This window comes from Eilatimonas milleporae, from assembly GCF_003688555.1.
In the GTDB taxonomy this organism is placed as follows: domain Bacteria; phylum Pseudomonadota; class Alphaproteobacteria; order Sphingomonadales; family Kordiimonadaceae; genus Eilatimonas; species Eilatimonas milleporae.
Map to the genome: position 1 here is coordinate 706,766 of NZ_REFR01000011.1, position 25,878 is coordinate 732,643.

Annotated in this window: 24 protein-coding genes; 11 read left to right on the top strand and 13 right to left on the bottom strand. The window is 61.2% G+C overall.

The window, feature by feature from the left end:
• Positions 1-21: 21 nt before the first annotated feature.
• From BXY39_RS11190 to BXY39_RS11215, 6 genes are all read right to left on the bottom strand, one after another.
• Entirely contained in the window at positions 22-3,216 is a 3,195-nt protein-coding gene (locus tag BXY39_RS11190) for an efflux RND transporter permease subunit (protein WP_121938909.1), read from the bottom strand.
• Complete coding sequence (locus BXY39_RS11195; RefSeq protein WP_211332205.1) at positions 3,213-4,388, bottom strand: efflux RND transporter periplasmic adaptor subunit; 1,176 nt, start codon at positions 4,386-4,388, stop codon at positions 3,213-3,215. Before BXY39_RS11195 ends, BXY39_RS11190 begins: the two co-directional genes overlap by 4 nt.
• A gap of 435 nt (positions 4,389-4,823) precedes the next feature.
• Positions 4,824-5,282, bottom strand: coding sequence for a hypothetical protein (locus BXY39_RS11200; RefSeq protein ID WP_121938910.1), 459 nt, complete (start codon positions 5,280-5,282; stop codon positions 4,824-4,826).
• A gap of 154 nt (positions 5,283-5,436) precedes the next feature.
• Positions 5,437-7,002 carry a PepSY-associated TM helix domain-containing protein gene (locus BXY39_RS11205; RefSeq protein WP_211332206.1) on the bottom strand — a complete coding sequence of 522 codons (1,566 nt, stop codon included), beginning with the start codon at positions 7,000-7,002 and terminating at the stop codon, positions 5,437-5,439.
• A gap of 13 nt (positions 7,003-7,015) precedes the next feature.
• Entirely contained in the window at positions 7,016-7,618 is a 603-nt protein-coding gene (locus tag BXY39_RS11210) for a hypothetical protein (protein WP_121938912.1), read from the bottom strand.
• A gap of 152 nt (positions 7,619-7,770) precedes the next feature.
• Positions 7,771-9,972, bottom strand: a complete 2,202-nt coding sequence (locus BXY39_RS11215) for a TonB-dependent receptor (RefSeq protein ID WP_211332207.1) — start codon at positions 9,970-9,972, stop codon at positions 7,771-7,773.
• A gap of 662 nt (positions 9,973-10,634) precedes the next feature.
• Between BXY39_RS11215 and BXY39_RS11225 the strand changes: the two genes are divergently transcribed.
• From BXY39_RS11225 to BXY39_RS11240, 4 genes are all read left to right on the top strand, one after another.
• The gene (locus tag BXY39_RS11225) at positions 10,635-12,758 is read left to right on the top strand and encodes a TonB-dependent receptor (RefSeq protein ID WP_121938915.1); all 2,124 of its coding nucleotides are present in this window, start codon (positions 10,635-10,637) and stop codon (positions 12,756-12,758) included.
• Between the two features lie 74 nt (positions 12,759-12,832).
• A complete protein-coding gene (locus BXY39_RS11230; protein ID WP_147453550.1) occupies positions 12,833-13,141 on the top strand; it encodes a hypothetical protein in 309 nt (102 codons plus the stop codon).
• A gap of 1 nt (position 13,142) precedes the next feature.
• The gene (locus tag BXY39_RS11235; RefSeq protein ID WP_121938917.1) at positions 13,143-14,765 is read left to right on the top strand and encodes a PepSY-associated TM helix domain-containing protein; all 1,623 of its coding nucleotides are present in this window, start codon (positions 13,143-13,145) and stop codon (positions 14,763-14,765) included.
• 4 nt (positions 14,766-14,769) lie between these two features.
• Positions 14,770-15,051 (top strand): hypothetical protein, encoded by a 282-nt coding sequence (locus tag BXY39_RS11240; RefSeq protein WP_121938918.1) that lies wholly within the window; start codon positions 14,770-14,772, stop codon positions 15,049-15,051.
• A gap of 265 nt (positions 15,052-15,316) precedes the next feature.
• Here the strand turns inward: BXY39_RS11240 and BXY39_RS11245 are convergent, their stop codons facing one another.
• Both BXY39_RS11245 and BXY39_RS11250 read right to left on the bottom strand, forming a co-directional pair.
• Entirely contained in the window at positions 15,317-15,529 is a 213-nt protein-coding gene (locus BXY39_RS11245) for a hypothetical protein (RefSeq protein ID WP_121938919.1), read from the bottom strand.
• A gap of 35 nt (positions 15,530-15,564) precedes the next feature.
• Positions 15,565-15,825, bottom strand: a complete 261-nt coding sequence (locus BXY39_RS11250; protein ID WP_121938920.1) for a DUF3892 domain-containing protein — start codon at positions 15,823-15,825, stop codon at positions 15,565-15,567.
• Positions 15,826-15,971: 146 nt separating this feature from the next.
• Between BXY39_RS11250 and BXY39_RS11255 the strand changes: the two genes are divergently transcribed.
• On the top strand, positions 15,972-16,301 hold the full coding sequence (locus BXY39_RS11255) for a helix-turn-helix domain-containing protein (protein WP_121938921.1): 330 nt from the start codon (positions 15,972-15,974) through the stop codon (positions 16,299-16,301).
• Positions 16,298-17,194, top strand: coding sequence for an ImmA/IrrE family metallo-endopeptidase (locus BXY39_RS11260; protein WP_121938922.1), 897 nt, complete (start codon positions 16,298-16,300; stop codon positions 17,192-17,194). Before BXY39_RS11255 ends, BXY39_RS11260 begins: the two co-directional genes overlap by 4 nt.
• Positions 17,195-17,407: 213 nt before the next feature.
• On the opposite strand, the gene BXY39_RS11265 is transcribed toward BXY39_RS11260, so the two are convergent.
• Genes BXY39_RS11265 through BXY39_RS11275 form a run of 3 tightly spaced genes read right to left on the bottom strand, consistent with a single transcriptional unit; the run spans position 17,408 to position 19,442 of the window.
• Positions 17,408-18,148, bottom strand: coding sequence for an SDR family NAD(P)-dependent oxidoreductase (locus BXY39_RS11265; protein ID WP_121938923.1), 741 nt, complete (start codon positions 18,146-18,148; stop codon positions 17,408-17,410).
• On the bottom strand, positions 18,148-19,191 hold the full coding sequence (locus BXY39_RS11270) for an NAD(P)/FAD-dependent oxidoreductase (protein WP_170163785.1): 1,044 nt from the start codon (positions 19,189-19,191) through the stop codon (positions 18,148-18,150). Before BXY39_RS11270 ends, BXY39_RS11265 begins: the two co-directional genes overlap by 1 nt.
• Before the next feature lie 32 nt (positions 19,192-19,223).
• A complete protein-coding gene (locus tag BXY39_RS11275) occupies positions 19,224-19,442 on the bottom strand; it encodes a hypothetical protein (protein ID WP_121938925.1) in 219 nt (72 codons plus the stop codon).
• Between the two features lie 130 nt (positions 19,443-19,572).
• Between BXY39_RS11275 and BXY39_RS11280 the strand changes: the two genes are divergently transcribed.
• The 3 genes from BXY39_RS11280 (at position 19,573) to BXY39_RS11290 (ending at position 21,860) form a co-directional block, all read left to right on the top strand.
• Complete coding sequence (locus tag BXY39_RS11280; protein WP_121938926.1) at positions 19,573-19,755, top strand: hypothetical protein; 183 nt, start codon at positions 19,573-19,575, stop codon at positions 19,753-19,755.
• A 375-nt stretch (positions 19,756-20,130) separates the two neighbouring features.
• On the top strand, positions 20,131-21,252 hold the full coding sequence (locus tag BXY39_RS11285; protein WP_121938927.1) for an AAA family ATPase: 1,122 nt from the start codon (positions 20,131-20,133) through the stop codon (positions 21,250-21,252).
• Positions 21,246-21,860 carry a DUF4276 family protein gene (locus BXY39_RS11290; RefSeq protein ID WP_121938928.1) on the top strand — a complete coding sequence of 205 codons (615 nt, stop codon included), beginning with the start codon at positions 21,246-21,248 and terminating at the stop codon, positions 21,858-21,860. Before BXY39_RS11285 ends, BXY39_RS11290 begins: the two co-directional genes overlap by 7 nt.
• A 375-nt stretch (positions 21,861-22,235) precedes the next feature.
• Here the strand turns inward: BXY39_RS11290 and BXY39_RS11295 are convergent, their stop codons facing one another.
• Together BXY39_RS11295 and BXY39_RS11300 are read right to left on the bottom strand one after the other, a co-directional pair.
• On the bottom strand, positions 22,236-22,499 hold the full coding sequence (locus tag BXY39_RS11295; protein WP_121938929.1) for a BrnA antitoxin family protein: 264 nt from the start codon (positions 22,497-22,499) through the stop codon (positions 22,236-22,238).
• On the bottom strand, positions 22,480-22,752 hold the full coding sequence (locus BXY39_RS11300) for a BrnT family toxin (RefSeq protein WP_121938930.1): 273 nt from the start codon (positions 22,750-22,752) through the stop codon (positions 22,480-22,482). The genes BXY39_RS11295 and BXY39_RS11300 overlap by 20 nt, the downstream gene beginning before the upstream one ends.
• A gap of 311 nt (positions 22,753-23,063) precedes the next feature.
• Between BXY39_RS11300 and BXY39_RS11305 the strand changes: the two genes are divergently transcribed.
• The gene (locus BXY39_RS11305) at positions 23,064-23,474 is read left to right on the top strand and encodes a DUF2946 family protein (protein WP_147453551.1); all 411 of its coding nucleotides are present in this window, start codon (positions 23,064-23,066) and stop codon (positions 23,472-23,474) included.
• Between the two features lie 134 nt (positions 23,475-23,608).
• On the top strand, positions 23,609-25,786 hold the full coding sequence (locus BXY39_RS11310; RefSeq protein WP_121938932.1) for a TonB-dependent receptor family protein: 2,178 nt from the start codon (positions 23,609-23,611) through the stop codon (positions 25,784-25,786).
• Positions 25,787-25,878: the final 92 nt, after the last annotated feature.

The window sequence follows — 25,878 nt, forward strand, 5'->3', positions numbered from 1 at the left end:
CAAAAGCCGGCGGCGCGCGCGTCAGCCCGCCGGGGTTTCCGCCGTTTCCTCGCCGGCTTCCCCGTCTCCTTGCGCGCGCAACTTGCGCTGATCGCTGGCCAGCGACCGGCAGGCCACGTAGAAAACCGGTGTGAAGACGAGACCCAGCAGGGTCACCCCGATCATGCCTGAAAACACCACCACGCCGAGCGCCTGGCGCATTTCCGCGCCGGCGCCGGTGGCGATCACCAGCGGCACGACCCCGAGAATAAAGGAAAAGGACGTCATCAGGATCGGCCGCAGGCGCAGTTTCGCCGCCTCCACCGCCGCTTGGAACCGGGTCCGGCCGCTGTCTTCCAGCTGACGGGCGAATTCGACGATCAGGATGGCATTTTTTGACGCCAGCCCCACCAGCACCACCAGCCCGATCTGGGTCAGCAGATTGTTGTCGAAGCCGGCGATATCCACGCCGATCATGGCGCTGAGGAAACAGACCGGCACGATCAGGATGATGGCCAGCGGCAGCAGCCAGCTTTCAAACTGGGCCGCCAGCACCAGAAAGACGAACACCACGGCAAGGGTGTAGACCAGTGCCGAGGTGTCGCCCTGGTTTTTCTGCTGATAGGCCAGTTCCGTCCATTCATAGGAAATGCCCGGCGGCAGGATCTGCTCCGCCAAGGCCTCCATCGAGGCCAGCGCCTCGCCGGTCGCATAGCCGGGCGCGGTGTCGCCCTGCAACTCGGCGGCGGGGAACAGATTGTAGCGCGGCATGCGCGACGGTCCGGTGATACGCTCGAACGTCGCCACCGATCCGATGGGCACGATCCCGCCTTCCTGATTGCGCGTGCGCAGACGGGCGATGTCGTCCTCGTCCAGGCGGTAGGCGGCGTCGGCCTGTGCCGTGACCCGGTATGTCCGCCCCAGATAGTTGAAATCATTGACGAAGGACGAGCCGAGATAAACCTCCAGCGCGTTGAAGACATTGGCCACCGGCACACGCAGGATTTCCGCCCGCGCGCGGTCGATGTCGACAAACAGCTGCGGTGTCTGCACCTCGAAAAAGCTGAAGGGCGTCGACACCGCCGGATTGGCCCAGGCCGCGCCCGCCAGTTGCTGCGTTGCCTCGAAAAGGACGCGTTCGCCGCGCCCGCCACGGTCCTGGATCATCATTTTCCAGCCCCCGCCGCTGCCGATGCCCTCGACCGGTGGCGGCGGTATGACCACGACGAACCCCTCGCGGAACTGCATCATGCGCTGGCGCAGGTCATTGAGGATGCCGTAATAGTCCAGCCCCTTCTCCTGCCGTACGTCAAACTCCTCCAGCGACACGAAAACGGCCGCCGAATTGGAGGCATTGGTGAAGGTGGCGCCGGAAAAACCGGCAAAGGCAACGGCGTTGGTAAGGCCGTCCACCGCCAGCGCTTCCTCCGTGATCCTCAGGACCAGATCGTCCGTCCGCGACAGGGCCGCGCCCGGCGGCAGCTGGGCCGCGATGATGAAATATCCCTTGTCCTGCTCGGGGATGAAGCCGCCGGGCACGCGCTGATATTCCATATAGGCCAACGCCATCAGCCCGGCATAGAGTGTGAACATGATGCCGACGCGCCGGGTCAGGCGCCCGGTCATCCCGCCATAGCGCAGGCCCACGCGGTCGAGCCCGCCGTTGAACCAGTCGCTGAAGCGGCTGCCCAGGCCGGTGCGCGGCTTGTCCCGCTGGCGCGCAAGCTCCTCCCCCTTCAGGAAAATGGCGCAGAGCGCCGGGCTCAGCGTCAGGGACACCACCGTGGACAGAACCGTCGCCACCGCGATGGTCAGGGCGAACTGGCTGAAGAACTGTCCGGAAATACCGCCGATGAAGGACGCGGGCAGGAACACCGCGATCAGCGCCAGCGAGGTGGCGATGAGGGCCGTGCCCACCTCGTCCATGGTGATGTGGGCGGCCTCGCGCGCGGTTTTGCCCTCGCGCAGGTTCCGTTCCACATTCTCCACCACGACGATGGCATCGTCCACCACGATGCCGATGGCCAGCACCAGCCCGAACAGGGTCAGATTGTTGAGGCTGAAGCCGAACGCGCTCATCACCGCGAAGGTGCCGATCAGCGAGACCGGAATGGCGACGGACGGAATCAGCGCCGCCCGCCATTTCTGTAGGAACAGAACGATCACCAGCACGACGAGAATGACCGCTTCCATCAGGGTTTCGAGCACCGCGCTGATCGACTGGCTGATGAATTCCGTCGGATTGTAGACGATGTCATAGTCCAACCCTTGCGGGAAGTCGGGCTTGAAACCCTCCATCGTGTCCCTCAGCGCCGTCGCGGTCTCAAGGGCATTGGTGCCGGGCCGCTGGAAGATGACGAGCGCGATGGCCGGTTTGCCGTCCAGATAGCTTTTGGTGGCATAATCGGCGGCGCCCAGTTCCACCCGGCCGACATCGCCGAGACGGGTGATCCGCCCCTCCACATCGGATTTGATGACGATGTCCTCGAACTGTTCCGGCTCGACCAGGCGGCCCTGGGTCTGGACGCTCAATTCGAAATCGCCCTGGCGGGCGGGCAGGGGCTCGTCATTCAGCACGCCGGAGGCCACCTGGATATTCTGGCTTTGCAGGGTGGCGACCACTTCTTCGGCGGTCAGGCCGACGCTGGCGATCCGGTCCGGGTCCAGCCACACGCGCATGGAATATTCCGACGCGCCGAAGATGAAGATATCGCCGACCCCGTCGATACGCGCCAGCCGGTCGCGGATCTGAAGGATGGCATAGTTGGCGATGTACAGCTGGTCCAGACTGTTGTCGGGGGACAGCAGGTGGACGACCATCATCAGATCGGGTGAATTTTTCTGCGTGGTCACACCCAGCCGGCGCACTTCCTCCGGCAGGCGGGGTTCGGCGACGGCGACCCGGTTCTGGACCAGCACCTGCGCCTGGTTGAGATCGGCGCCGAGCCCGAAGGTGATGGTCAGCGTCAGGCTGCCGTCATTGGTGGACTGGGACGACATGTACAGCATGCCTTCCACGCCGTTGATTTCCTGTTCCAGCGGGGTCGCCACCGTGCGGGCCACCGTCAGGGCGTCGGCGCCCGGATAATTGGCCGTGACCTGAATGGTCGGCGGCGCGATGTCGGGATATTGCGCCACCGGCAGCCTGAAATAGGAAATGGCGCCGACCAGAACGATCAGAATGGACAGAACGGTGGCGAAAATCGGCCGTTCGATAAAGGTGTGGGTGAACTTCATCGGGTTCCGCCCTGCTGGTCGTTGAAGGTGACGGCGCCGTCCTGCGGTGCCACAGGCATGCCGGGACGCAGCATCATCAGCCCGTCCAGCACCACGCGGTCACCGTCGGCGAGGCCGTCGCGGATGATGCGCAGGCCCCGGTACATCGGCCCCGGCACGACGGGACGGGGGGCGATGACATTGTCCGGCCCCACCACATAGACAAGGCGCAGCGACTGGTCCGCCATGATGGCGCTGTCCGGCAGCAGCAGGCCGTCATACGGATCGCGCCCGCGCAGGCGCATGCGGCCGAACACGCCGGGTGTCAGGAAATAATCGGTGTTCTCGACCACCGCCCGGCCCCGGATGGTGCCGGTGTTGGGGTCGACCCGGTTGTCGACGAAATCCATATAGCCGGTGTGCATGAAGTCCTTTTCGTCGGACAGGCGGATCTGTACCGGATTTTCCGCATCGCGTGACGATGGACGGTCGCCGGCCTGTTGCAGGCGCTGATAGTTCAGATAGGCGGATTCGCTGCCGTCAAAGACGAAATAGATCGGGTTCAGCGACACGATGCGCGTCAGCACCGTGGCATTCGTATTGCCGCCGGCGACAAGGTTGCCGACCGAGACGAAATTGTCGCTGATGCGACCGCCGACAGGGGCTTTGATACGGGTGAATTCCAGATCCAGCCGGGCGGTTTTCAGATCGGCCCGCATGGCGTCCAGCTCCGCCAGCGCCTGGCTGCGTTCCTGAACGCGCAGGTCGAACTGCTCGCGCGAAATATTGCCGCGTCCGACCAGTTCCTCGGCCCGCCGGGCTTCCGTCGTGGTGTATTGTACGCGGGCTTCGGCGCGCTCCACCTCGGCCTCGGCCCGCTCGACCACCGCCTCGAACGGGCGCGGGTCGATGACGAACAGAAGATCGCCTTTTTTGACCAGCTGACCGTCCTCGTAATGGATGGATTCCAGATAGCCGCTGACGCGGGCCTGGATATCGACGCTTTCAACCGCTTCGAAACGGCCGGTATATTCATCCCATTCGATGATTTCCGACTTCAGCGGCACGGACACGCTGACCGGCGGTGCGCCGCCGGGCATGCCGGGTTCGCCGCCGGGGGCACCGTTTTGATCGCCGTTCCCGCAGGCGGCCAGCGCCAGCATCACGAACAAGCAGGAAAGAAAGCCACGCATAAGAATCACCCGAATGCACTTGGTGTGAAAAATCAGTTGGAAAATACGAAACAGGATATGAAGTGCCCGTATCAACAAACGCCCGTATCAACAAACGTCCAGATCAACAAAGGCCGTATACTCGCAAGACCGCCCAGATACTTGAAGAACCACTACCCGAAGACTCGATACCCGAAGAACCGTTATGCACAAATCCTTGTCTGGATTGCCCCCGAACTGCCCCAGACTGTCACGACGCGAGAATACACCTTTACCCCCGCCGTGGCCGCTTGGACCATCGAAACCCCGACCGTTTCTCATGGCATATGTTGCATCGTCGCATGACATATATCGCATCGGTGAACGATGTCACCCATGCTGCGTCATTTTTGCGCAATTGCTTATGACACTTACTGACAAAATCCCGGCACCGGCTGTATGCCGTATGTCTTACGTTTACAGGCTGAGCCGTACGGCCAGAATATCCGCGCGCCGCATGACCAGAAGGGCCACGCCGGACAGCCACACCCCGCACGCCATGATGAACAGCGTGCCGCCGTCGCCCTGAACCTCCACCCCCAATGGCGTGAACAGGTGAAAGCCGATGGCCCCGGTCATGATGGCGGTCCCGAAAATACCGCCCACTCCCTGTAGAACGCGCAGTCCGCCGGCGAGCGTGCCGGCCAGGATCAGGGTGGAGGCCACCAGTTCGGCGCCGCCGATCACATACTGGCTGAACAGGCCCGTCGGCGCGAACAGGCCGGCGGCGCCAAAACCCGCGGCCCAGGCGTCCAGCGTTCCGAAGATATGCTGTGTCTCGGCTGAATTGCTGAATTTGTAAAACAGCGACTGGATGAACACAAACGCCATATACACACCCAGCACGGCGGCGAGCCGGTCTTTCGTCAGCAACATGATGCCCCCTTGGCGGCCTGCCTGGTTTTTATCTTTGTTACCCCTGAAGGACGTCCCTTCACAGCCGTCAGCATCGTGCATCGCCGCACCGGGCGCAAGGGCGGAGTGCCGGCGCCGGCGCTTAAGTGTTGCGTTTCAGCAAACGGGTAAGGGCCTATTCGGCGGCCGCCGGACTTGTCCGGCCGGCTGCCATGCTGCGCCCGCCCGCAAGAGTGGAGGCCGCCAGCGCCCCGGCGAGCGTGAGCAGCACGGCATTGCCGGCCCATCCCATGGGGTCGGCGATCTGTCCCGCCCAGTGGCCCATATGGATGAAGGCCGCACCGCCGAGGGCCGCCGCGCCGGCCAGGCGCAGGGCCCGTGACAGCGGTGCGGTCCGGCGGATCAGCCGGGCGGCGGCGAAAGCCGCCAGCACCGTCGTCAGATACGGGATCAGGGGCGGAAAGTCCGGCACGGCGATCAGGCCGGCGGCGGTCACGCCGAGGGCCACGGGCTGGCCCCAGACGGCGGCGATCCAGGCGCGGTGCCAGCCCGGCACCGGTTTGCCCCTGTCCCGCCGCCGGGCGATCCAGATGGTCACCCCGCTACAGGTGACGACGGTCAGCGCCGCCCCCAGAAGCACATAGGCCAGCTTGACCGGCAGGCCGCCGAACCAGCCGAAATGCAAGGGGCCGAGCGCGCCGATGATCTGCTGGCCCGGCGTGCCGTCGGCGTAACCGGCCATGCCCAGATCATTGCCCGCGCCGTCGAAATAATAGCGTTCGCTGCTGGTCAGGTGGCCGGGGGCGGTCAACTGCACCTCGAACGCCTGGCCTTTGGTCGCCATATGACCGACGCGCACGCGCAGCAGGCGGCCCTGCGGGTGTTCGGCCAGCAGCCGGTGCAGGGTCGGGCCCACGCGCAGCGGCGGGGCGGGGGTGTCGTCTTCGGCGATTGCGGGGCCGGCGACGGTGCCGCGTGCCTTTTCCATGTCGCCGTCAAAGGCGGCATAGGCGAGAACGCCCAGAATCAGGGTCGACAGGCCCAGAAGCGCGCCGGTCAGCGACACGGCGATGTGAAAGGGCAGGCCCCAGACGCTGAGCCTGTTGTGCAGGTCCGCTTCCTGTAGGCGCCGCGATCCCCCCCAGCGCAGGCTGAAGGCATCCCTGAAAATGCGCGGATGCGCCAGAACGCCGGACAGAATGGACGATAACAGCGTCACCCCGATCAGGCCGACGATGAACAGGCCGATGGTGCGCGGCATGTGCAGAAAAATATGCAGGTCGGCCAGAAACCGGAAGACCGTGCTGTCATGCCGTTCCATCAGGGTCCCGTCCTGCCGCGCCAGCCATGTTTCATCGATGCCGCGCTCGGAATCGAGAATGCGCACGCGCAGGCGCGGCGCGTCCGGCCTGGGGGTCTCGATGAAGATATCGTGCAGCTTGTCGTTTTCGCGGGCGTAGGCATAGCCGTTTGCCAGCGCCGCATCGATCTGGTCCGGCGTGGCGGTGTTCACCAGCGGCCCGGCGGGATATTCCCAGCGCTCGATTTCATGCGCCATGACGAGAATGGTGCCGGACAGGCAGATCACGTAAATCAGCGCGGCGAAGGACAGGCCCAGCACCGAATGACCGGCCAGAACGCCGCTGACGAACCGTGCCGGCACTTTCGGCCAGATCGATCGATGCCGTCCCGATTTTTGTATCGGTTTCTGCATCGGTTCTTGCGGGGTCGGTTCCGTCATCGGGTGGGTCCCTTTAAAAAAATGCCATGCCGAGCGACAGGGCGGCGACACCGGTCAGCAGGATGGAGGCACGCAGGATCCGTGTGTCCACAAGGGTCCAGGCCATGCCGGCGGCCCACAATATGGGCACGATCAATCCGCCGACGGCGATGCGGGTCACGTCGCTCCACGGTGCCGATGTCGCCACCATGACGCCGATGCCGATAGCGGCCGCCCCGGCGAGCAGAAAGGCGGCGGCCGTGCGCAGAAGCCCACGTGCCAGACGTTTCGGCCTGTGGGCCGGGTCGATGGCGTCTGGTCCGATGGTCGCGGTATCGGGGGCGGCGGCCGCCGTGCCGCGCGATTTGACGCCGCGCCGTTGCAGGGCGGCGAGTACGGTCCCGTATGCGAGCAGGGACAGGGTGATGAAAAACAGCGGCAGGCCGATTTCCCCGCCCCGCCACAGGACAAAGCCGGCGGCGGACAGCCCGATCAGCCCCCAGCCGAGCACAATGGCGCCCCCATGGGGCCGCGCCCGGTTGGCCCAAGACCAGCGCAGGCTGACCAAACCGCCCAGCAGGCCGCCAAGCGCCGCCGCAAATCCGCCGAATGTTGCCAAGGCTGTCAGGGCTGTCATGTCCCTTCATCCCCCATCGTCGCGTGTCCCCCATGCTTGCCTGTTTCCCGTGGCGCCGCCATGATCAACCGCGCCCGCCCGGTCCGTCAAGGCCGTGTCACCGGGCCCAACCGCCAGACCGTTCCGTCCCGTCCGCGCATCCGCCGGCCCGTCTAGAACTGCACATCCAGACGGGCCGCGATCACGCGCGGCGCGCCGACGCGGGCGAAGTCGTTGCCCGGCTGGCGGTCCAGCGTGGTGAAGTAATCCTCGTCCAGCAGGTTCCGGGCATAGACCAGAATCTGCACATTATCCGTCACCGCATAGCCCAGGCGCGCATTGATCAGGGTCCGGCCCTCCACCTCGTTGACGATGAAGTTTTCCTGATCGGAAAAGGCGCTGGACTGATAATTGACGTCAATCCCGGTGAACAGGCCGCTCGGATGGCGGTAATCGAAGCCGGCGTTGAGGGACACCTGCGGCGCGAAGGGGAAGGCATTGCCGGCGAAATTGTCCGGTCGGCCCTCGCCCGCCATGGGGTTGGGAAAATCGTCGAACTCCGTTTCCGTGATGCCGAGACCGCCATACACTTCCAGCCGCTCGTCCACCACCCAGGTGATATCGGTTTCCAGGCCGTACAGGGTCGACTGGCCGGCGTTGACGGTTCTGAACAGATTGGTGATGGTGTCCGAGACCTGAATGGCGACCTGCTGGTCGGTCCAGTCCGAATAGAAGACATTGGCGTTCCAGCGTAGGCGCCCGTCCAGCCAGACGCCGCGCGCCGACAGCTCGTAATTCCACAGATATTCCGGGTCGAAACTCTCGATGCCGCCATCGACGACATTGATTTCGGCCCCGCCGGCGCGGTAGGCCTTTTGCGCGACAAAGGCCAGGGTCATGGCCTCGCTGGCGCGCCAGCGCAGGCCCATTTTCGGCAGAAAGGCCTCGAAATCCGCGTCCGTGCGCTGCTCGGTCTCGCCCCTCAGGCTTTCCAGAAACTCAAACCCCGGCGGCAGGTCGCCCACAATGTCGGTGATGGCCGTGGCCACATTGGTCTGGTCCTCATAATCGTAGCGTCCGCCGAACAGCAGGTCGACATCCCGGCCCAGCCTGTAGGACCCGTCGAAGAAAACCGCGTAATTGGTCGCCTCGTCATCGAAAAGGGACGTGCGCGAGACCAGATTGTCCAGCGGCAGGGCCGGATTGACGATGGTGATGGGGATGGTGAACGTGTCGTCGAAGCTTTGCCGCGTGTCGACGAAGAAAAAGCCCAGCGCCCCGCTCAGCCGGTCGCCCTGATATTTGAACCGCAATTCCTGCGCCAGCGCCTCGTCCTCGCCGGTCCGGTCCAGCGCGGCGATGGGCGCGGGCGTCAGGTCGAAATCCTCCAAGCGCACATAATCCGTCGTCTGAAACGATGTCAGCGACTGGATTTCGAACCGGTCGCTGACCTCCCAGGTGGCGTTGACCGATTGCAGGAAGGTCTCCGTTCCCTCGCGGCCCGGCGTGTCGTAGGCCACCTCGCGGGTGAAGCCGCCGGACGCCGCGACCCCGTCCTCGCCGGCGAAATTTTCCGTGTAGGATGTGGTGGTGATGATGCGGACATTTTCCGCCGGATCGAACAGGAATTTCAGCCGCCCGGTTTTCAGCTCCGTGGCGTCCGCCGGCTCGTCGAGAAAGGTGTTGTCGATAAAACCGTCGGTTTCCCGGTAGTCGCCGGTCAGGCGGAAGGCGATGCGGTCGTCGACCAGCGGGCCGTTGACGACGGCGGCAAGCTGGCGCGTGTCATACTCGCCGATTTCGGCGCGCGCCTTGACCTCCCAGTCGTAACTCGGGTCCTGGGTGCGCACATAAATGGCGCCGGCCAGCGCGTTCCGCCCGAAATTGGTCGACTGCGGGCCGCGATAGACCTCCACCTGGCCCAGGTCCCACGACCCCAGCGGCCCGAAAAAGGTGGTGAAATTGCCCAAAGGCGCATCGTCCACATAAATGGTCAGCGTCTGGCCGCTGCCGGCACTGCCGATGCCGCGCTGGTCGATGCCGCGAATGGCGAACCCCAGCCCGCCGAGGGCTGAGTTGACATTGGGAATGCGCTCGACGATTTCATACAGGTCGGCAATGGGTTCGCGGGCGATTTCGGCGGCTGTCACCACCTCGACGCTGGCGGTGACCTCCTCCAGCGTGCGGGCGATTTTCTCGCCCGTGACCACGATGACCTCCACCGTCTGGTCGTCGTCGGCCTCCGTGACGGTCTCCGCAACCGTTTCCGGGGCATTTCCCACAGTGCTCTCCGCGGTGCTCTCCGTGATCTCCCGCGCGGCGGCCCCGGCCACCGCCACCATGGACACACCCGCCAAAAGCGAAATGTTCCTCAAGGCCCTGTATGCCCAGCCTGTCCTACAAGTCCCGTCTATCGGATATGCCGCGCATATTGAACACGCTCCGGTCAGCGCTGATCCAAGCATGCGTTTCCCCCGTGAAAAGAGTGATCGTTGATCACATTGGTTGTTGTTAAACTTTCGATTGGCTCGCAATACACGCCCCATTCGATAATGTAAATGAAATTCATTCTCATTTTATGGGGTGCTGGATAAAACGGCCGGGAGGGGACATCCCGGTGTTGCGGACAGGCGGCTACGGCGCTTCCGGATATAACCGGCACCGCATACGGCGCATGGGCGGGTCCCGCTGCGGGGGAGGCTCGGAAGGGACGGTGAAAAAGAAGACTTGACGTCTGTCCGGATTGACCGCATTCTTGATGTATATCCGGTTAAATTGGACATGTGCGCCCGCAAGACCCCTGACGGTCCTGCGGGCGTTTTCGTGGGCGGCTTTTGTGGCCGCCTTTCGTCCGCTCAGGTTGGACGCCCACCGGATACGGTCACTGACCGCCCCGCCGCAAACCAACAGGGAACAAAGAACATGTTTTGTTATTGACATTCATTATCACGCCTCTTAGCAGCGAGAGTGAAAATCATTCTTAGCTTGGGGTGTGCGGTTGCGTCCCGAGGCACCGGCAAGGCATTGGGGGCGGACAATGGCTGTTTTTCCATGGAAAAACGGGTGGGGTAAAACCGGGTGGAGGCCACTGGCGCTGTGCTTGTCGGCCATGCCGGCGGCGGTCGGGGACGACGGTGCGTCCCTGCCGGACGACGATGTGGAGACGATTGTCGTCGTCGGTGAAAGGGTGGCGCGGCGGCTGCTTGACGCCGCGTCCAGCGTAACGGTGTTCGACACCGCCGTGACCGAGCGCGAGGCGGGCCGGCACATCAATGACATGCTGCTGTTCGCGCCCAATGTTCTGGTCGAGGGGATCAGCGAGGTCCCGACCATTCGCGGTATACAGGGCGGCGGCGGCGGTGGCATCGCCACCGGTGCCGCCGCCGGGTCGCTGCCGCGCCTGACAACCGTGGTTGACGGCGTGCCGCAGGTGGCGGCGCTGCCCAATGCCGCCTTTGCCGACCTGTATGACATTCGCCAGGTCGAAGTGGCGCGCGGGCCCCAGACCACATTGTTCGGGCGCAATGCCCTGGCCGGGGCGATTATCGTCGAGACCAACGACCCCACGTTCGACCCGGAGGCCGAAATCCAGGTGACCGGCCTGTTCGACGATGTCAGCGACGGTGATTATGTTCTGTCCGGTTTCGTCTCCGGCCCGCTTGCGGGCGACACGCTGGCCGGGCGGTTGACGGTGCAGTACCGGGACGGTGACGACCCGCGCGAGGTGGTCGGCACCCCGCCCGGCGCCGACGACGGGTTCCTGACCGATTTCGACGCCCTGCGCCTGCGCGGCAAGCTGTTGGGGCGGTTCGACACCGGCCTCGGCGCGCTGGAGGTCAACGCCCTTGTCGATTATCAGACCGGGACGACCCCGCAGACCCGCAACATCGTCACGGGCCCCGATGCCGGTGGCGGCGCGTTCGGCGACCGGGTTATCCTGTTCAACGGCCCCAACCGGACCTTTGACAATGATGCCGTGACAGGGGCGCTGGACGCCGTGCTCGATCTGGGCGGCGGCCGGTCGCTGCAATCGCTGACATCCTATACCAGGGTGCAGTATGACAGCGTCGACGCGCAGGTTTTCCCAAGCCTGTTCGAGACGGAGGAACGGTTTTTCGCCCAGGACCTGATTTTCCGCTTCGGGCAGGAGGAGGGCCGCCGCCTGTCCGGCCTTGCCGGCGCCGCCCTTGAGGACCGCTCCCAGGACGCGGTGATCGCCGGCATTCCCGTCAATTCGGACGCGGCGACGGAATCGGTCACGCTGTCGGCCTTTGCCGATCTGCGTTTCGCCCTGTCGTCGGCGGTGGAACTGACGGCCGGCGGACGCGTGTTGTCCATCGACCAGGACCGCGATCAGGCGGCGACATCCTTTTTCCCCGGTCTGCCGGCGGGCGCGGTCGATTTTAGCGATGAGGAAACCGTTTTCCTGCCCAGTGTCGGTGTCCTCTGGACCCTTCAGGCGGACCAGACCCTGCGCGCCACCTTCCGGCAGGGGTTCAATGCCGGCGGCGCGGCCATCAATTTTTTGACCCTGCAGCCCTATACCTATGCCTCGGAGCGGTTGAGCGCGCTGGAGGCGGGCTACCGGGGTGCGTTTCTGGACGGACGGCTGTTCCTGTCCGCGACGGCGTTTTTCAACTGGTATGACGACCAGCAGTTTTTCCTGGAAACCACACCGGGCGACCGCAACACCATCATTGTCGCCAATGTGCCCGACAGTGAATCCTACGGCCTAGAGGTCGAGGTGCGCGCCGATGTGACGGACACCGTCACCCTGTCGGGGGCGGTCGGTCTGCTGGAAACGGAAATCGGTGCGGGTCCGGCCTCGAACCCCACCTTCGACGGCAATGATTTTGGCCGCGATCCGGGTGTCACGGCCAATCTGGCCGCGCTGTGGAGCCCGGTCGACGCCCTGACACTGGATGCCAGGGTGAATTATGTCAGCGGGTATTTCCCCACATTCGACAATATCCCCGGGTCCCGCGTCGGTGATTATGTTCTCATGGATGTGGGCGTGACCTATGATATGGGTCGGTATGCCATCCGGGCCTTCGTGCGCAACGCGGGCGACGAGACGGCGCTGATTTCGCGGGTCGGGGCGTTTGCCGGTGTCGCACCGCCGCGCACATTCGGCGTGACCCTGACGGCACGGGCGTTTTGACGCCGGTTTTCAGGGGGCCGGATTGAAACGCGCGGACCCAAAGCCGGGCCGCAAGCAAGTATGGGATTGGCTGCGTGACACATGCGCGTGACATGACGGCGCCGGAACCCGGTGCCGGCGGACTGTTTCCCCGGCGGGGCCTGCGTCTGTTTCTGGCCGGGCCGGTGGCGCTGATCGCGTCCGTTGCCGCGATTGTCGGCCTGGGGCTTTATGCGCCTGTCGGGCCGGTGGACCGGATCATTCTGCCGATCATCGTCTTTCCCTTTCTTTATGTCGGGTTTTTCTTTCTGGTGCTGATGACCGGCCGGCTCTGGCCGTCCGCCCTGCTGCTGTCCGCCGTGATCGCCGGAAATGCCCTGCTGATTGCCGGAGCCATGACCTGACATGGCCGCCAACCTTTCCTTTCGCAAACTGCACGCCGTGCATGCCTGGACAGGGGTGATCACCGCGCTTGTCCTGTTCGTCATCGTCCTGACGGGGGCGGTCGCCGTTTTCGCGCGGGTGGAAGTCGCCGCCTGGGCCGATCCCTCTATTGGCCCACGCCTGTCGGAAGATTTCCGCTACGATGCCACCGTGCGGGCGGGGCTGGAACGGTTTTCCCGCGACCACGGCGCGCACGGCCTGATCATTGTCTTTCCGCCCCGGCCCGGCAGCGGCGTCGGGCATGTCAGCATCGCCGAAGGGGGCGGACACAGCCATGACGGCATGGTGTATCAGTATGATGCCGGCGCGGGCGGGCGCCTGCGTGCCGCCAAGCCGGGCGATACCGAGATTTTGTACAAGACGGACTGGACGACCCCGCTCAGCTCCTTTCTGGTGCATCTGCACACGGATTTGTGGCTGCCGGCGCCGTGGGGGCGTTTCGCCACCGGATTTCTCGGCCTGACCCTGCTGATCTCGGCCGTGTCGGGGGTGGTGATTCACCGCAAGCTGTTCCGCCGGATGTTTTCCTTTCGGCGCGGGCGCAGCCGCGCCGTCACCGTGCGGGAGCTGCACAAAACGCTCGGCGTGTGGACGCTGCTGTTCAATCTGATGATCGGCTTCACCGGCACCCTTCTCAGTTTCGCCACCGCCCTGCTGCTGCCGGCGGTGGCGCTGGTCAGTTTCGGTGGCGATATGGAGCGTATTGAAGCGACCTTCGTCGGGGCGGGGGCGCCGTCGGGGGTGTATGCGCGCACCGCCGATCTCGACGGTCTGATGCGGGATGTGGGCGCACGCGCTCCCGGTTTTCAGCCGACGATCGTTCACCTGCATCATTTTGACGATGCCGGTGCCCTTGTGGACATATCCGGTTTCGAACCCGGAAACGCATCGCAGGTCAAATACCGCTATCACGGTGCCTCGGGTGCCTTTGCCGCCCGTCTTGACGGTATTTCCGACACCGCCGCCCTGTCCAAGACCCTGGCCCTGCTGCTGGGGCTGCATTTCGGCAATTTCGCCGGCCCCGCGGTCAAGGCCGTGTGGTCCGTGCTCGGGATTGTCTCAAGCCTTCTGGTGCTGACCGGGATGATGACCTGGATCGAGCGCCGCGCCCTGCGGGCCGGGGCCCGCGCCCGGCGCGGCCATGCCGTGCTGTCGCGCCTGACGGCGGGGGTCGGGTTCGGTCTGCCCCTGGCGCTGGCCGGGGTTTTCGCGGCGGCGCACCTTACGGGCGGTCCGGCGTCCATGGCCGTCATTCAGACGGTCTTCTGGGCAGGGCTTGTCCTGTCATTCTGCGGCATGCTGCGGGTGCGGGACCTGCGGGCCGGTATGGCCTTTGGCGCCGGTGTTACCGGGATGCTGTGGCTGCTGGCCCCCGCATTGAAGGCCACCGCCGGGGGCGAGCCGTTCTGGCAGGCGTTCGCGCGTCTGCGGTTTGCCGCCGGGGTGGCGGACCTCGTCCTGATCGGTCTCGGGGTGCTGTTCATGCTTCTGGCGCTGCGTCTGGCACGCCGGGGGACCGTGACGCATGACCCGCTGCCCGTCGGCACGGCGCCGCGCGGCCCCGTCAACCAGGCGGCGGAGTAGGGTGATGTGGACTATCCTTGTCATCGTTGCCAGTGTCGCGGCCGCCGGTCTGGCGGTCACGGTCGGCACGGGGCGGGTGGGCCGCAGGGGGCGTACCCTCCCGTGGGTGGCCGCCGCTGCCTGTCTTGCCGCCGCATGGGGCGCGGCGCGGCTGGGTCACGGCGTGGAAACCGGGCTGATCCTGTGGCTCGGCACGATCCAGATCGCCGGGCTGATCGCGGTCCTTGCCGGCGGTCTGATCAGGGGGCCGAAACCCGGTCCCCGCGACCGGCGGCGCCAATTCTGAAGGGGCGGTGATATCTGAAGCTTCAGTACCAAGACGGTGACGACTGTCGCGAGGTGGTTGGCACTTTATCCAGCACTGACGACGGTTTCCTGACCGATTTTGGTTTCTTGCGTCTATGTTGCAGGTTGCCGAAATAGTCCGACAGCGACTTGGGTGCGTTTGAGGTTAACGTCTTGGTTGGGGGAAGGCTCTGTTTTTCAGGTGTACGTGGGGATTTGGTGAAAGCAGTGCCGCTCTCAAATGGGAGGAGCAGCACTGCGCTTTTTTAATCAAGGTTGTTGTTCCGCGATTTATCAGGATTCGATACTGGTGTATCTAAACCATTGATGTTGCGGACATGGTAGTTTGGATAATTACCTTGATTGATTTCGTTGACGAACTGACTACGGTTCATGTCGTTTCCATTGTAGTTGTCATGAAATCGTTGATTACGGCCTGTGCCGCTTTCTTGGGTTACAGTTACGCGTTTCCGTGCCATACTTATGCCTTTCTATGAAGTATGTGAGTTACTGATTAACAATCTGGCAAATCATTAAGATTGTTTCTGTCAGTCTGATCACGATCCGTCCGAAGATATTTACCGCTTGCGCCATTCACGACACGAATTGGGGTACGACCACTTGTCCATGGGACATAGTAGGTATGGACGCCAGATTCGATGTCATTGATTGCATCATCTTTTTTACGCGGAGACCAAAAGTCTCCGGGATTGCACAAAGACGTGATGTCCCCATCACTGTCTTTACCCGTGCGGCTTACTGGCCTATCAGCCATTCATTTTCTCCTAATTTTTGATCTACCGATAAGATACAGATATATCTAACGGTTGTCTTTGTCAATAGGTGTGATATAATTTTGTTCAGAATAATCTAACGGCATCTTCTTCATGGAGATGCCGATTTGAGTCTTAGGGGTGTAGGATGTCGTTATCTGCAAAATTAAAAGAACTTCGGGTCAAGAAAGGGGAGTCTCTGCAACAAGTTGCTGACGCCATAGGAATTTCTAAAACCCACGTCTACGATTTGGAAAAAGGGAAAAGCAAAAATCCTTCTGTGGACTTGCTCAAGCGTTACTCTGATCATTTCGGTGTTGCCATAAAAACTTTGGTTGGCGAGGATTTATCCGATGACAAAGATGATTCTGAATTTGTCAGGATGTTTCGGCAAGCAAAAGATCTTGGACAAGATGATAAACAGCTTTTGGAAACTATGATTCAAACTATGCTGGAGCGACAAAGGGTAAAGAAATGATCAGTATTGATCGTATGGAGCTAGAAGATGCTGGGGGCAACCCCGTCAAATTGGCTCAGGCCGTTCTTGATCAATTGTCTGATGTTAATTGTCCTATTCCAGTACGTGAAATTGCTACAGCATTAGATATATACGAGATAATGGAACAGCCTAAGACAGGCTTTGAAGGCGCGCTAATTGCACCCGAAGATAAATCAGAGGGGGCTATTATTGTTCGCGCAGACCGATCAGAGGAACGTAAAAGATATACAATTGGTCATGAACTTGGCCATTACTTGAACCCTTGGCACAAGTCTGTTAGCCCAGATGGTTTTAAGTGCACCGCTAAAAATCTGGCGATGGAAAAAATTGACAGGAATGATCGTTATATTCGAATGGAAGTTGAAGCGAATGTCTTTTCTGCAGAGCTGTTGATGCCAAGAAAACACATTAAACAGTATCTACAATCACATAAAGGGGCTGATTTAGAACATATCATGGAGCTCGCAGAGTTTTTTTGTGTAAGCAAAGAGGCTATGGCGCGTAGATATGTTGAGCAAAATGCCAACGAGCCTGCTGCTATTATTTTTTCTAAAGGCAACAAAATCAGATATATAAAGAGACACACTGATTTCCCATGGCTCAATGTAGGAAACGGAAGCCTTATACCTCAGGGTAGTTTATCATTTAGGAGCCAAGACCTCATTGGGCATTTTAGTTCATGGGAAGAGATAAACGCTGATATTTGGGTTGATGCTAAACCCAACCAAGCAATTTTTGAACAGACCGTGGCTCAATCCAATGGATACCGACTTACTCTTCTGACCTCTGAAACAGAGGCTTACCACGACGATGATGACGATGAGTTTGACGTGGAAGATAGCTGGGCTCTAAAGTTCGCTCGCGGCAGATAAATAACCAAAGTCAGTTTACTTTAAACTCGGCTTTGCTGTTAAGCCTGCATCTTGAAAGTTTCAGTGATGCTGTGGTCAAGGCTTTTCGGTCCGTGTTAGAGATTGTCTCAAGCTTTTTGGTGTTGAAACAACGGCGGTTGATGCCGTGTGTAGATTTGATCGCAAGCTAGGCTAGGCGGCAGGCTGTGGCACTGACCGGGCGGCCGGCCGCGCTCAGGGGGCGATTTCCGCCCCGTCCCAGGCGAACAGGCGGCCGCTGTCGCGGCTGGTCAGCCCCGTGAGTACGGCGAGCAGTTTTTCCGCCGCGAAGTCGGGGGTGAACAGCTTGCCCTCCGGCACGCGGGACTGGAAGGGGTCCGACAGGCCCGTGTCCACCGTGCCGGGGTGCAGGCCGACGCAGATCGCCTGTTTGTTTTTCATCGCCAGTTCCACGGACAGGGTGCGGATCAGCTGGTTCAGCGCCGCCTTGGACGCGCGGTAGGCATGCCAGCCGCCGAGCCGGTTGTCCGATATGCTGCCGACCCGCGCCGACAGGGCCGCGAAGACCGATGTCCTATCCCGCGCCAGCCGGGGCAGCATATGCTTGGCGACCAGCGCCGGGCCGATGGCATTGACCGCATAGGCCCGCGCCAGCGCGTCCGCCGTCAGCGCGCGCATGGTTTTTTCCGGCGCCATGTCAGGGGCGTGCAGGATGCCGGTCGCGACGATGACAAGGTCCAGCGGGCTGTCACCCATGGCCCCGGCCGCATCCGCGATACTGTCTTCGTCCAGGATATCGACCGGCAGCCAGCGGGCCGCTGGCGGCAGGCTGTCCGGCTTGCGGCGCGACAGCGCCCACAGCGCCGCCGGTCGTTTGGCGGCGATATGGCGGACAAAAGCCCCGCCGATGCCGCCGCCGGCCCCGACAACCGCCGCCCTGACCGGTTGGCTGAACAGACCGGGCCGGTCCGGCATCAGCCGGCCTGCCTGTGGGCGACCAGGGTGGGCGCCAAGGTGGGCGCCAAGGTGGGCGCCTGGGTGCGGACAATGGATTCAGCGATGGCAAGGCCGCTGTCATGGGCGCATTCCACCCGCGCGCCAAGGGCCCAGTCGCCGCCGGCATACAGGCCGAGGGCGCCGTCTTCCCAGTGGGACGCACCCAGCGGTGTCTCGACCCGGGCGTAGCGCCAGCGATGGGCGCTCAGATGCATGGGCGTGCCGGGGGACAGACCGGTTTTTTCGCCGAGCAAGTCCAGAAACAGGGCCAGAAGGCGGCCGGCGACGGTCCCGCCGTCTTCTTCCAGATGGGCGCGCGACCAGTCGGGGCTCGCCTGAAGGGTCCAGCAGTCATGAGGACCGCCGCGTCCCGGTTTCGTGCCGTTGCGCGCCGCCCAGGCCAGGTCCGCCGTGTCATCACGATACAGGTCCGCCCCCGGCAGCGCCGTGGCGAACGCCGCCATCGCCGTCCAGCACGGGCCGTAGCGCACAGCCGCCAGGGCCTGCCGTCCGCTCGCGGCCATCTCCGGCAACAGGTCGGCGGCCTGCGGTGCCGGGGCGGTCACCACCACGGCGGAAAAGGGGCCGTGTGTGTGCCCGCTGTCCAGTGTCAGCATCCAGGCGCGCGCCGATCCGCTGATACGCACCACTTTTTCGCCTGTCCGGGGATGCAGGGCCTGAAGGGCCGGTGTTTTGACCAGGGCGGACATGGACGGGGCGCCGACCCACCAATCGTTGCGCCGGTCGGTTGCCGGCGCGGGCGATATGTCCGGCGCCCACAGGCCGGCTTTGCCGGCGCGCATGGCCTCGGTGATGCGGGCCTGAAAGGCGGGCTCCCGCGCGGTGACATATTGCGCCCCGTGGTCGAAGGACAGGGTTTCGCCGCCGATGTCCACCCGCCGCGTGGCCAGCCGCCCGCCGACGCCGCGACCCTTGTCGAAAACGGTCACGCCGTGCCCGGCCGCGCTCAACGCGCGGGCACATGTCAGGCCGGCCATGCCGGCGCCGATAACAGCAATCATCCTACCACCCCTGCCTGTATTGGCTTTCATCGTCAATACGCAGCAGTGTCGTCACTGGATGAGCCGCCGCTTCCGTCGCCTTCATATCGGGGCCGTGTTTTCCAAACCCGGATGGTCATGTCGGCGAGGTCGGCCGGCGTCACGTCGCCCAGGGTCACGTCGCCCAGGGTCACGTCGCCCGGGGCGTTAAAATCCCTTGCGGCATAGCGCAGGTCGAGACTGTCCCCGCCCGTGGCAAAATTCGCTCTCACCTTATCCCTTTATGATGGTTTTCATTCTTGCATGGATACCGGCCGGCCCAATCGCCGCATGTTCTTTCATCCGTAACCTGTTTTTAGAGAAAGCCGTCTTGCCCCCTTTGATGTGGAACAGGGGCGGTTCATGGGCCGAGTGTTGCGCCGCCCGGCGCTGCGGTCTGTCGCCTTTCTGGCGGTGCTGGCGCGCCTGTCCGGTCAGTTGCCGATGCTTTTCATGATGTCAGGTGTGCTGTCTCTGAATGTATCGCCGCAAAAGTCCGTCAAATTTTTGAACGGTAGGCGCGAGCGGTGTTTCGAGGCGGGATAGCGCATGTTTGAATATTGGTTCAAATATCTTGAACATACGAATACGCACAGCGAGCGGCAATTTCTGTGTTATTGAAAATAATCCGTTGGTAACTGTTTGACACATGCAGTCTGTCTGGCATTTGATAAAGTAATTATTTGAAATCCTATAGGTGGTTCCGTTTGCGTTAAAAATTAATATATAGGCGGTTTATAATATGCTGGAAAGGGTATATTTATTGCCTCCGTCATGCTTTGGGTCAATAAAAATCAAGCATAAATAGTGTTGAATTAATAAATAATCGCCCTGATTGTTATAAAATAATTTTGGAATCGGTAAATTAAAGTGTTAATTATTATTTTGATCGGATAATTACAAAAAGAATGTGGATTTTAAATGTCGGAAAATCAAAACACGCATTTGAAGGGTATTGCAATAAAAGGTTTCAAGTCCATCAAAAGTCTTGATTTGACTATGGGTGGTATCAACATATTGATTGGTGCGAATGGCTCTGGTAAAACTAATTTTATATCTTTGTTTTCCTTTTTAAGGAACCTTTCCGAGGGTAAATTGCAGAATTATGTGGAAAGACATGGTTTTGCTAATTCTTTTTTCCATTTTGGTTCCAAGAAAACCTCCTTGATAAGTATCGATATTAAGGTTGGTGCAAATGGCTATCATGTTGACTTTGAACATGGTGTCAATGACGATTCTTTGGTCTTTAAGGAAGAATATTGTACTTATGAAGAATCTCAAAAAACATTCCCTGTAAAGGGAAGGTTGGGAGAGAGTGGCCTTTTGCCCTATGGTGAGGCTAAAAGTAAATATGTAAGAAATTACACACGTGATTACCTTCGTGGGTGCCGTGTTTATCATTTCCATGACACCGGCAGCACGGCTGGCTTTAAACAGGCCGTTGATATAGAGGCATCGGATTACTTGTATGACGATGCGAGCAATCTTGCTGCTTTTTTATACCACCTGAAAAATAGCGACGAGGAATGCTACAATAAAAGCTACAACGATATCGTTGCGGCCATAAAAACCGTTGCTCCGTTTTTTCACGATTTCTTTTTGGAGCCGCGCGGAGCGGAAGGAAGCGAGAAGATTTTGCTGAAATGGTCTCACCGTGACCATGATACGCCTTTTTCCGCCAACCAGCTATCCGACGGGACGGCACGATTTATATGTATGGCAACCTTATTTTTGCAGCCGGCCGATTTAAGGCCGGACACAATTATTCTTGATGAACCCGAACTGGGTTTGCACCCCGCCGCACTGGAAGTGCTGGCCGAGTTGGTAAAGTCAGTGGCAAAATCAGGCCAGATTATTTGTTCAACGCAATCCGTGACATTTGCCAACCAGTTTGGAGCCGATGATTTTATCGTGGTCGACCAACACCGGGGCCGTTCAGATTTCCGCCGTCTGAAACAGGGGGAACTGGATGATTGGCTGGAAGATTATGCCATGGGGGATATTTGGACTAAAAACCTGATTGGAGGTCGTCCGGAATGGTAAGATTGGCCGTTTCCGTTGAGGGTTTGACAGAAGAACGTTTTGTTGAATTGGTATTGTACGATCATTTGCTTGGTTTGGGTATTCACGTCACGCCGATTTCTATCGGGGGAAATGTAAGCATTCCGCGTATATGTCATAATATCGAAAAATTAATACACGGTTTTGACTTTGTTACTACATTCTATGATTTTTACGGATTCAAAAATAAAGATCAGGGTGAAACAAAGCATGGTTTGGAGGCTAAAATCAGAAATGCCCTCCCTGAAAGGTTGAGGGGTAAGTTTTTCCCGTACATTCAGATGTATGAATTTGAAGGGCTTCTTTTCTCCTGCCCCGCGATCATGTCGACCATACTCCAGGATGAAGAGGTTGAAGCATGGGCCGGCGGCGTTCTGCGCCAGTTTGGCGGCAACCCTGAAGACATAAATGACTCACCGCAAACCGCGCCTTCCAAGCGTCTGGAACGTCAGACATCATACCGCAAAACCACTCATGGCCCGGATATTACGAAACAAATAGGCTTGGATAAAATAAGATCGACATGCAGTGGATTTAACGATTGGCTCTCAAAAATTGAGTGTTTGAACGATAATAACGGCAATCGTTGATTGCGAATTCAGGCTTTGTCATCAAAAAGCGGCCGATGCACGGCCGGTTTCATGATTGAAAGCTGTTTTGATGCGGTGGCTTCGCGGAGCCCCGTTTTCCGTGGGACTAAACACCTAGCTGTTATCCAAGAGCATTGACGCAGAGGCTCTAATCCTTCCGGCGCCATTTCTTGTTTAGCGGGACATGGCACCTTCCGATGGTGCGGGCTACAAACTCGAAGTGTGTTCACGTTCTTTGGGCTGGTTTGGATATAGTTTGAACCGGTATTTGATTCTGGCGTGTGTGAGATGACAGGCGGTTGCTCCTTCCTGTGCTTTAGATGGTCAGGGTTGGCCGATCGGGCCAGCGCGCGATTTCGACCATCGGCGCAAGGCCTACCGATCCTGTAATTGTGTATGCACATAAGCCTTGAGTATGGCGTTCATATGGCTCTGGTACCCCTTGCCCTTGCTTTTGAACCATTCGATAACATCGGCATCAATGCGAATGGTGACCTTTTCTTTCTTTGCGGGCATGGTCAGCTTTGCATTCTTCCAGAATGTTTTGTCCAGTTCCGGAATATCGCTGTAGTCAATGTCGCTGTCCGGCATCGCGGCCAAGTCTTCGACGCTCAGTTCCTTATCGTAGCGCTTCGTCATATCGTTGCCTTTCTGCGCGATTTGCACGGCGGGCTGAAATGATGCGGGTCTTGCCGTCGCGGTCGGTATGAACGACCACCAAAACAACAATTCCGTCTATGGCGCCGATACTGATTTCCCGCACCTCGCCGTAATCGGTGCGGTCATCAATGGCGCTGAGAACAGGGCCTTCGAATATTCGGCTGGCTGTCTTAAAGCCCACGCCGTGTTTTTCCACATTTGCCCTGTTCTTCTTTTCATCCCATTCAAACATTTATCTGTACCTATTATTGTACATACATTTGTCGGATTTTCAAGATATATGGCGCGACTGGTGCGGCCCCGCACCTTTCACCTCTCACCTCTCCCTTTCATGATACTTTGCATTCTTGCATGGATACTGACCGGTCCAATAGCCACATGCTTTTGCCGTAACCTGTTTTTTAGAGAAAGCCGTCTTGGAGCCTTTGACGTATGACAAGGGCGGTTCATGGGCGTTGCTGTTGCGTCATGGGGCTGCACCGCATGGAGACCTGCGGCGTTTTTTCCACTGGACTGGCGGGGCCGCCGTGCTATGGGCAGGGCATGGGTCGACTGTTGCGAAATCCGTTGCTGCGGGCCGCCGCCTTTCTGGCGGTGCTGGCGCAGACGCTGCTGTCCGGGCTGGCGTCCGCCGGCGCGGCGTCGGGCATGGACGGCGCCGGTTTCTGGTGCGCGCCTTACGCGCCGCAAGCGTCCCCGGCGGCGGAGCGCGCCGTGCAGACGGTCATGGTCCTGGCCGGTGACAGTGTTCCGGATGATGGCGGCGACACCCCGCCGGGCGGCCACTGTCCCTTATGCATCGTCGCCCATGCCATGCCCCTTGCCGTGCCCGTCACCCTGGACCCGCCGGCGGCGTCACCGGCGGACCCTGTTGCCCCCCTGGGCCGTATCGCCGCCACGCCGTACCCTCAGGGACCGCCGCTTGGTGGCCGCGCGCCTCCTGTGTCTGCCTGACATCCGACGGTTTCACGGGGCAGCCCCCGTGCCCCGGTCCGCGCCTTGTTTGACCTGTTGAACAGGAACACGCGGCCGGTGGCCCGTGGCGGCTGAAACCCGACCTGTTTCACGGCATTCTCAAGGGGCTTTCCATGGCCGATTTCCGCTCTGCGCCGCGCCGCCGCTGTCCGCGCGCATCCAAATTTCTGTCCCTCACATTTTTATCCCTGTCGCTTGCGCCGGTGCCTGTGCTCGCGGACGGCGGCCAAATCACTGGCGGCGATGCCGCCGTGTTGCCGGACGATCCCGCCAGACCGGTGGAAACCATCATCGTTGTCGGCCACCGCAGCGAGCCGGATTTTGCCATGACCGGGGTCGAACCGGTTCTGGAAGGGCGCCTGTCCACGCTGGAGGACGTGTTTCGCGGCACGCCGGGCGTGATCCTCGAACCGGTGTTCGGCGGTGTCGATCACCCGCGCTTTTCCATTCGCGGGTCCGGCCTGCAACGGGGCACGCAGCCGGCGGGACGCGGCATCGATCTGCGTCTGGACGGCGTGCCCATGACCTATGCCGACACCAGTTTCGACTTTGTCGAATGGATCGACCCGCTGATGTATGACCGCGTGTCCGTTCTGCGCGGCGGGCGCGGCGTTCTCGACGGTGCCGGCGCCCTCGGCGGCGTGGTCAATTTCACCGGCCGGGCCGGCGGCGGCGATCCGTCCGTCACCGCGCGCGGCGAAATCGGCAGTTTCGACTATCGGCGCGGTCAGGTGGCCGCAAGCGGCGGCAATGATGTGCGTGTTTTCGCCACCGGCACATGGTTCGAGCAGGACGGCTTCCGCGAGCACAACGCCCAGGAAGTCTGGCGCGCCTACGGCGGCCTGGACACGGATGTCACCGACACGCTCAGCCTCCGCGCCACCGTGTTGTGGAGCGACAGCGAGCTTGAATTGCCCGGCCCCCAGACCCTGGCGCAGATCGACGCGGGCTCGCGCGCGGCCCAGCCGCGCAATGTCGCCGGCGACTGGCGTCGCTTTGCCGAGCGCACGCGCGTCACCACCGGGCTGACATTCGCCGACGGCGGCACCGCCCTTGATGTGGATGTGGGCTATATGGCCACGGATGTGGAATTCCGCCGCCGCGACGCCCAGGTCGAGGAGAATGAGGACTGGTCGCTCGTCTCCACCCTGCGCCGGGATGTGGCCTGGCCCTCGGGGCAGGGCAGCGCCGGCCTCGGTGTCATCTATCAGCACAACAGCCGCGACCAGCGCCAGTTCCTGAACGGCGGCGGCACCCCGCCCACCTTTACCGGCGCGCGCGGCGCCCTGTGGGCCGACAATGACCTGACGGCCTCGCGCCTGACGCTGCAATCGACGGCGGAAATCCCCGTCGGCGCCGCCGGCCGGCTTGACCTTGCCGCCGCGTGGAACCGTCACACCCGCGAGATCGAGGACCGCTTCGCCATCCGTCCCGAGCGCCCCGCCGCCGAACTGGACCGCACATATGACGGCTTTACCGGCCTGGCGCTGATGTCGTGGGACACAGCGGACGGCATCACCCTTTTCGGCGGCATCAGCCATGTGATGGAGGCGCCCACCTATGACATTCTGCTGATCAATGTGGCGGGAACGCCGGGGCCGGGCGGGGCGCTGGTGACCGGCGCGGACCCGCGCCGTCCCCGCGTGCTGGACATCGACGACCAGACCGCCACCACGGTCGAGGCCGGCGCGCGCGGGCGCATCGGCGCGGTGGATTTCGACATCACGCTGTACCGCGCCTGGCTCGACGGGGAAATCGTCTCGACCAGCGATTTCGTCAATCAGGTCGTCACCTCCGCCGGCAATGCCGATAACACCACCCGCTGGGGGGTGGAAGCCGCCGCCAACGCCCTGCTGGCGGGCGATATTCTGTCCGCCGGCGATGCCCTCAGCCTGGCGGTGGACTGGACCTGGACGGATGCCCGTTTTGACGATGACCCCATCTTCGGCGACAATCGCCTGCCCATTCTCGCCCCCCATGTGATCGAGGGCCGGCTCGGCTATGTCGCGGCAAACGGCCTGTCCGCCGCGCTGTTCACCACCATCGTGCCGCAGGGTGGCTATGCCGATTATGCCAACAGTTTGCGCGCGGACGGCTACGCCACGCTCGGCGGACGGTTAAGCTGGCAGCGCGGCGGCATCATCCTTTTTGTCGAAGGGCGCAACCTGACCGACGAACGCTTTCCCTCCAGCGTGATTTCGGCGCGCAACAATCTGGCCGGCATGGACGCCGCCGCCTTCGCACCGGGCGACGGCGCGGCGGTCACCTTCGGCGTGCAGGCGGCGTTTTAGCGGGCGGGCATCCTTTTGCGACAGACGGGAAAGGCGGTGGCGCCATGCATTGCAAAAGACACGGGCAAAAGTCTGCCGGTTTTACGGGCCGC

Coding starts and splice junctions, on each gene's coding strand:
- BXY39_RS11190 (WP_121938909.1), bottom strand. CDS start 3,216: ATGAAGTTCACCCACACCTTTATCGAACGGCCGATTTTCGCCACCGTT.
- BXY39_RS11195 (WP_211332205.1), bottom strand. CDS start 4,388: ATGCGTGGCTTTCTTTCCTGCTTGTTCGTGATGCTGGCGCTGGCCGCC.
- BXY39_RS11200 (WP_121938910.1), bottom strand. CDS start 5,282: ATGTTGCTGACGAAAGACCGGCTCGCCGCCGTGCTGGGTGTGTATATG.
- BXY39_RS11205 (WP_211332206.1), bottom strand. CDS start 7,002: ATGACGGAACCGACCCCGCAAGAACCGATGCAGAAACCGATACAAAAA.
- BXY39_RS11210 (WP_121938912.1), bottom strand. CDS start 7,618: ATGACAGCCCTGACAGCCTTGGCAACATTCGGCGGATTTGCGGCGGCG.
- BXY39_RS11225 (WP_121938915.1), top strand. CDS start 10,635: ATGGCTGTTTTTCCATGGAAAAACGGGTGGGGTAAAACCGGGTGGAGG.
- BXY39_RS11235 (WP_121938917.1), top strand. CDS start 13,143: ATGGCCGCCAACCTTTCCTTTCGCAAACTGCACGCCGTGCATGCCTGG.
- BXY39_RS11240 (WP_121938918.1), top strand. CDS start 14,770: ATGTGGACTATCCTTGTCATCGTTGCCAGTGTCGCGGCCGCCGGTCTG.
- BXY39_RS11245 (WP_121938919.1), bottom strand. CDS start 15,529: ATGGCACGGAAACGCGTAACTGTAACCCAAGAAAGCGGCACAGGCCGT.
- BXY39_RS11250 (WP_121938920.1), bottom strand. CDS start 15,825: ATGGCTGATAGGCCAGTAAGCCGCACGGGTAAAGACAGTGATGGGGAC.
- BXY39_RS11255 (WP_121938921.1), top strand. CDS start 15,972: ATGTCGTTATCTGCAAAATTAAAAGAACTTCGGGTCAAGAAAGGGGAG.
- BXY39_RS11260 (WP_121938922.1), top strand. CDS start 16,298: ATGATCAGTATTGATCGTATGGAGCTAGAAGATGCTGGGGGCAACCCC.
- BXY39_RS11265 (WP_121938923.1), bottom strand. CDS start 18,148: ATGCCGGACCGGCCCGGTCTGTTCAGCCAACCGGTCAGGGCGGCGGTT.
- BXY39_RS11270 (WP_170163785.1), bottom strand. CDS start 19,191: ATGATTGCTGTTATCGGCGCCGGCATGGCCGGCCTGACATGTGCCCGC.
- BXY39_RS11280 (WP_121938926.1), top strand. CDS start 19,573: ATGGGCCGAGTGTTGCGCCGCCCGGCGCTGCGGTCTGTCGCCTTTCTG.
- BXY39_RS11285 (WP_121938927.1), top strand. CDS start 20,131: ATGTCGGAAAATCAAAACACGCATTTGAAGGGTATTGCAATAAAAGGT.
- BXY39_RS11290 (WP_121938928.1), top strand. CDS start 21,246: ATGGTAAGATTGGCCGTTTCCGTTGAGGGTTTGACAGAAGAACGTTTT.
- BXY39_RS11295 (WP_121938929.1), bottom strand. CDS start 22,499: ATGACGAAGCGCTACGATAAGGAACTGAGCGTCGAAGACTTGGCCGCG.
- BXY39_RS11300 (WP_121938930.1), bottom strand. CDS start 22,752: ATGTTTGAATGGGATGAAAAGAAGAACAGGGCAAATGTGGAAAAACAC.
- BXY39_RS11305 (WP_147453551.1), top strand. CDS start 23,064: ATGGGTCGACTGTTGCGAAATCCGTTGCTGCGGGCCGCCGCCTTTCTG.
- BXY39_RS11310 (WP_121938932.1), top strand. CDS start 23,609: ATGGCCGATTTCCGCTCTGCGCCGCGCCGCCGCTGTCCGCGCGCATCC.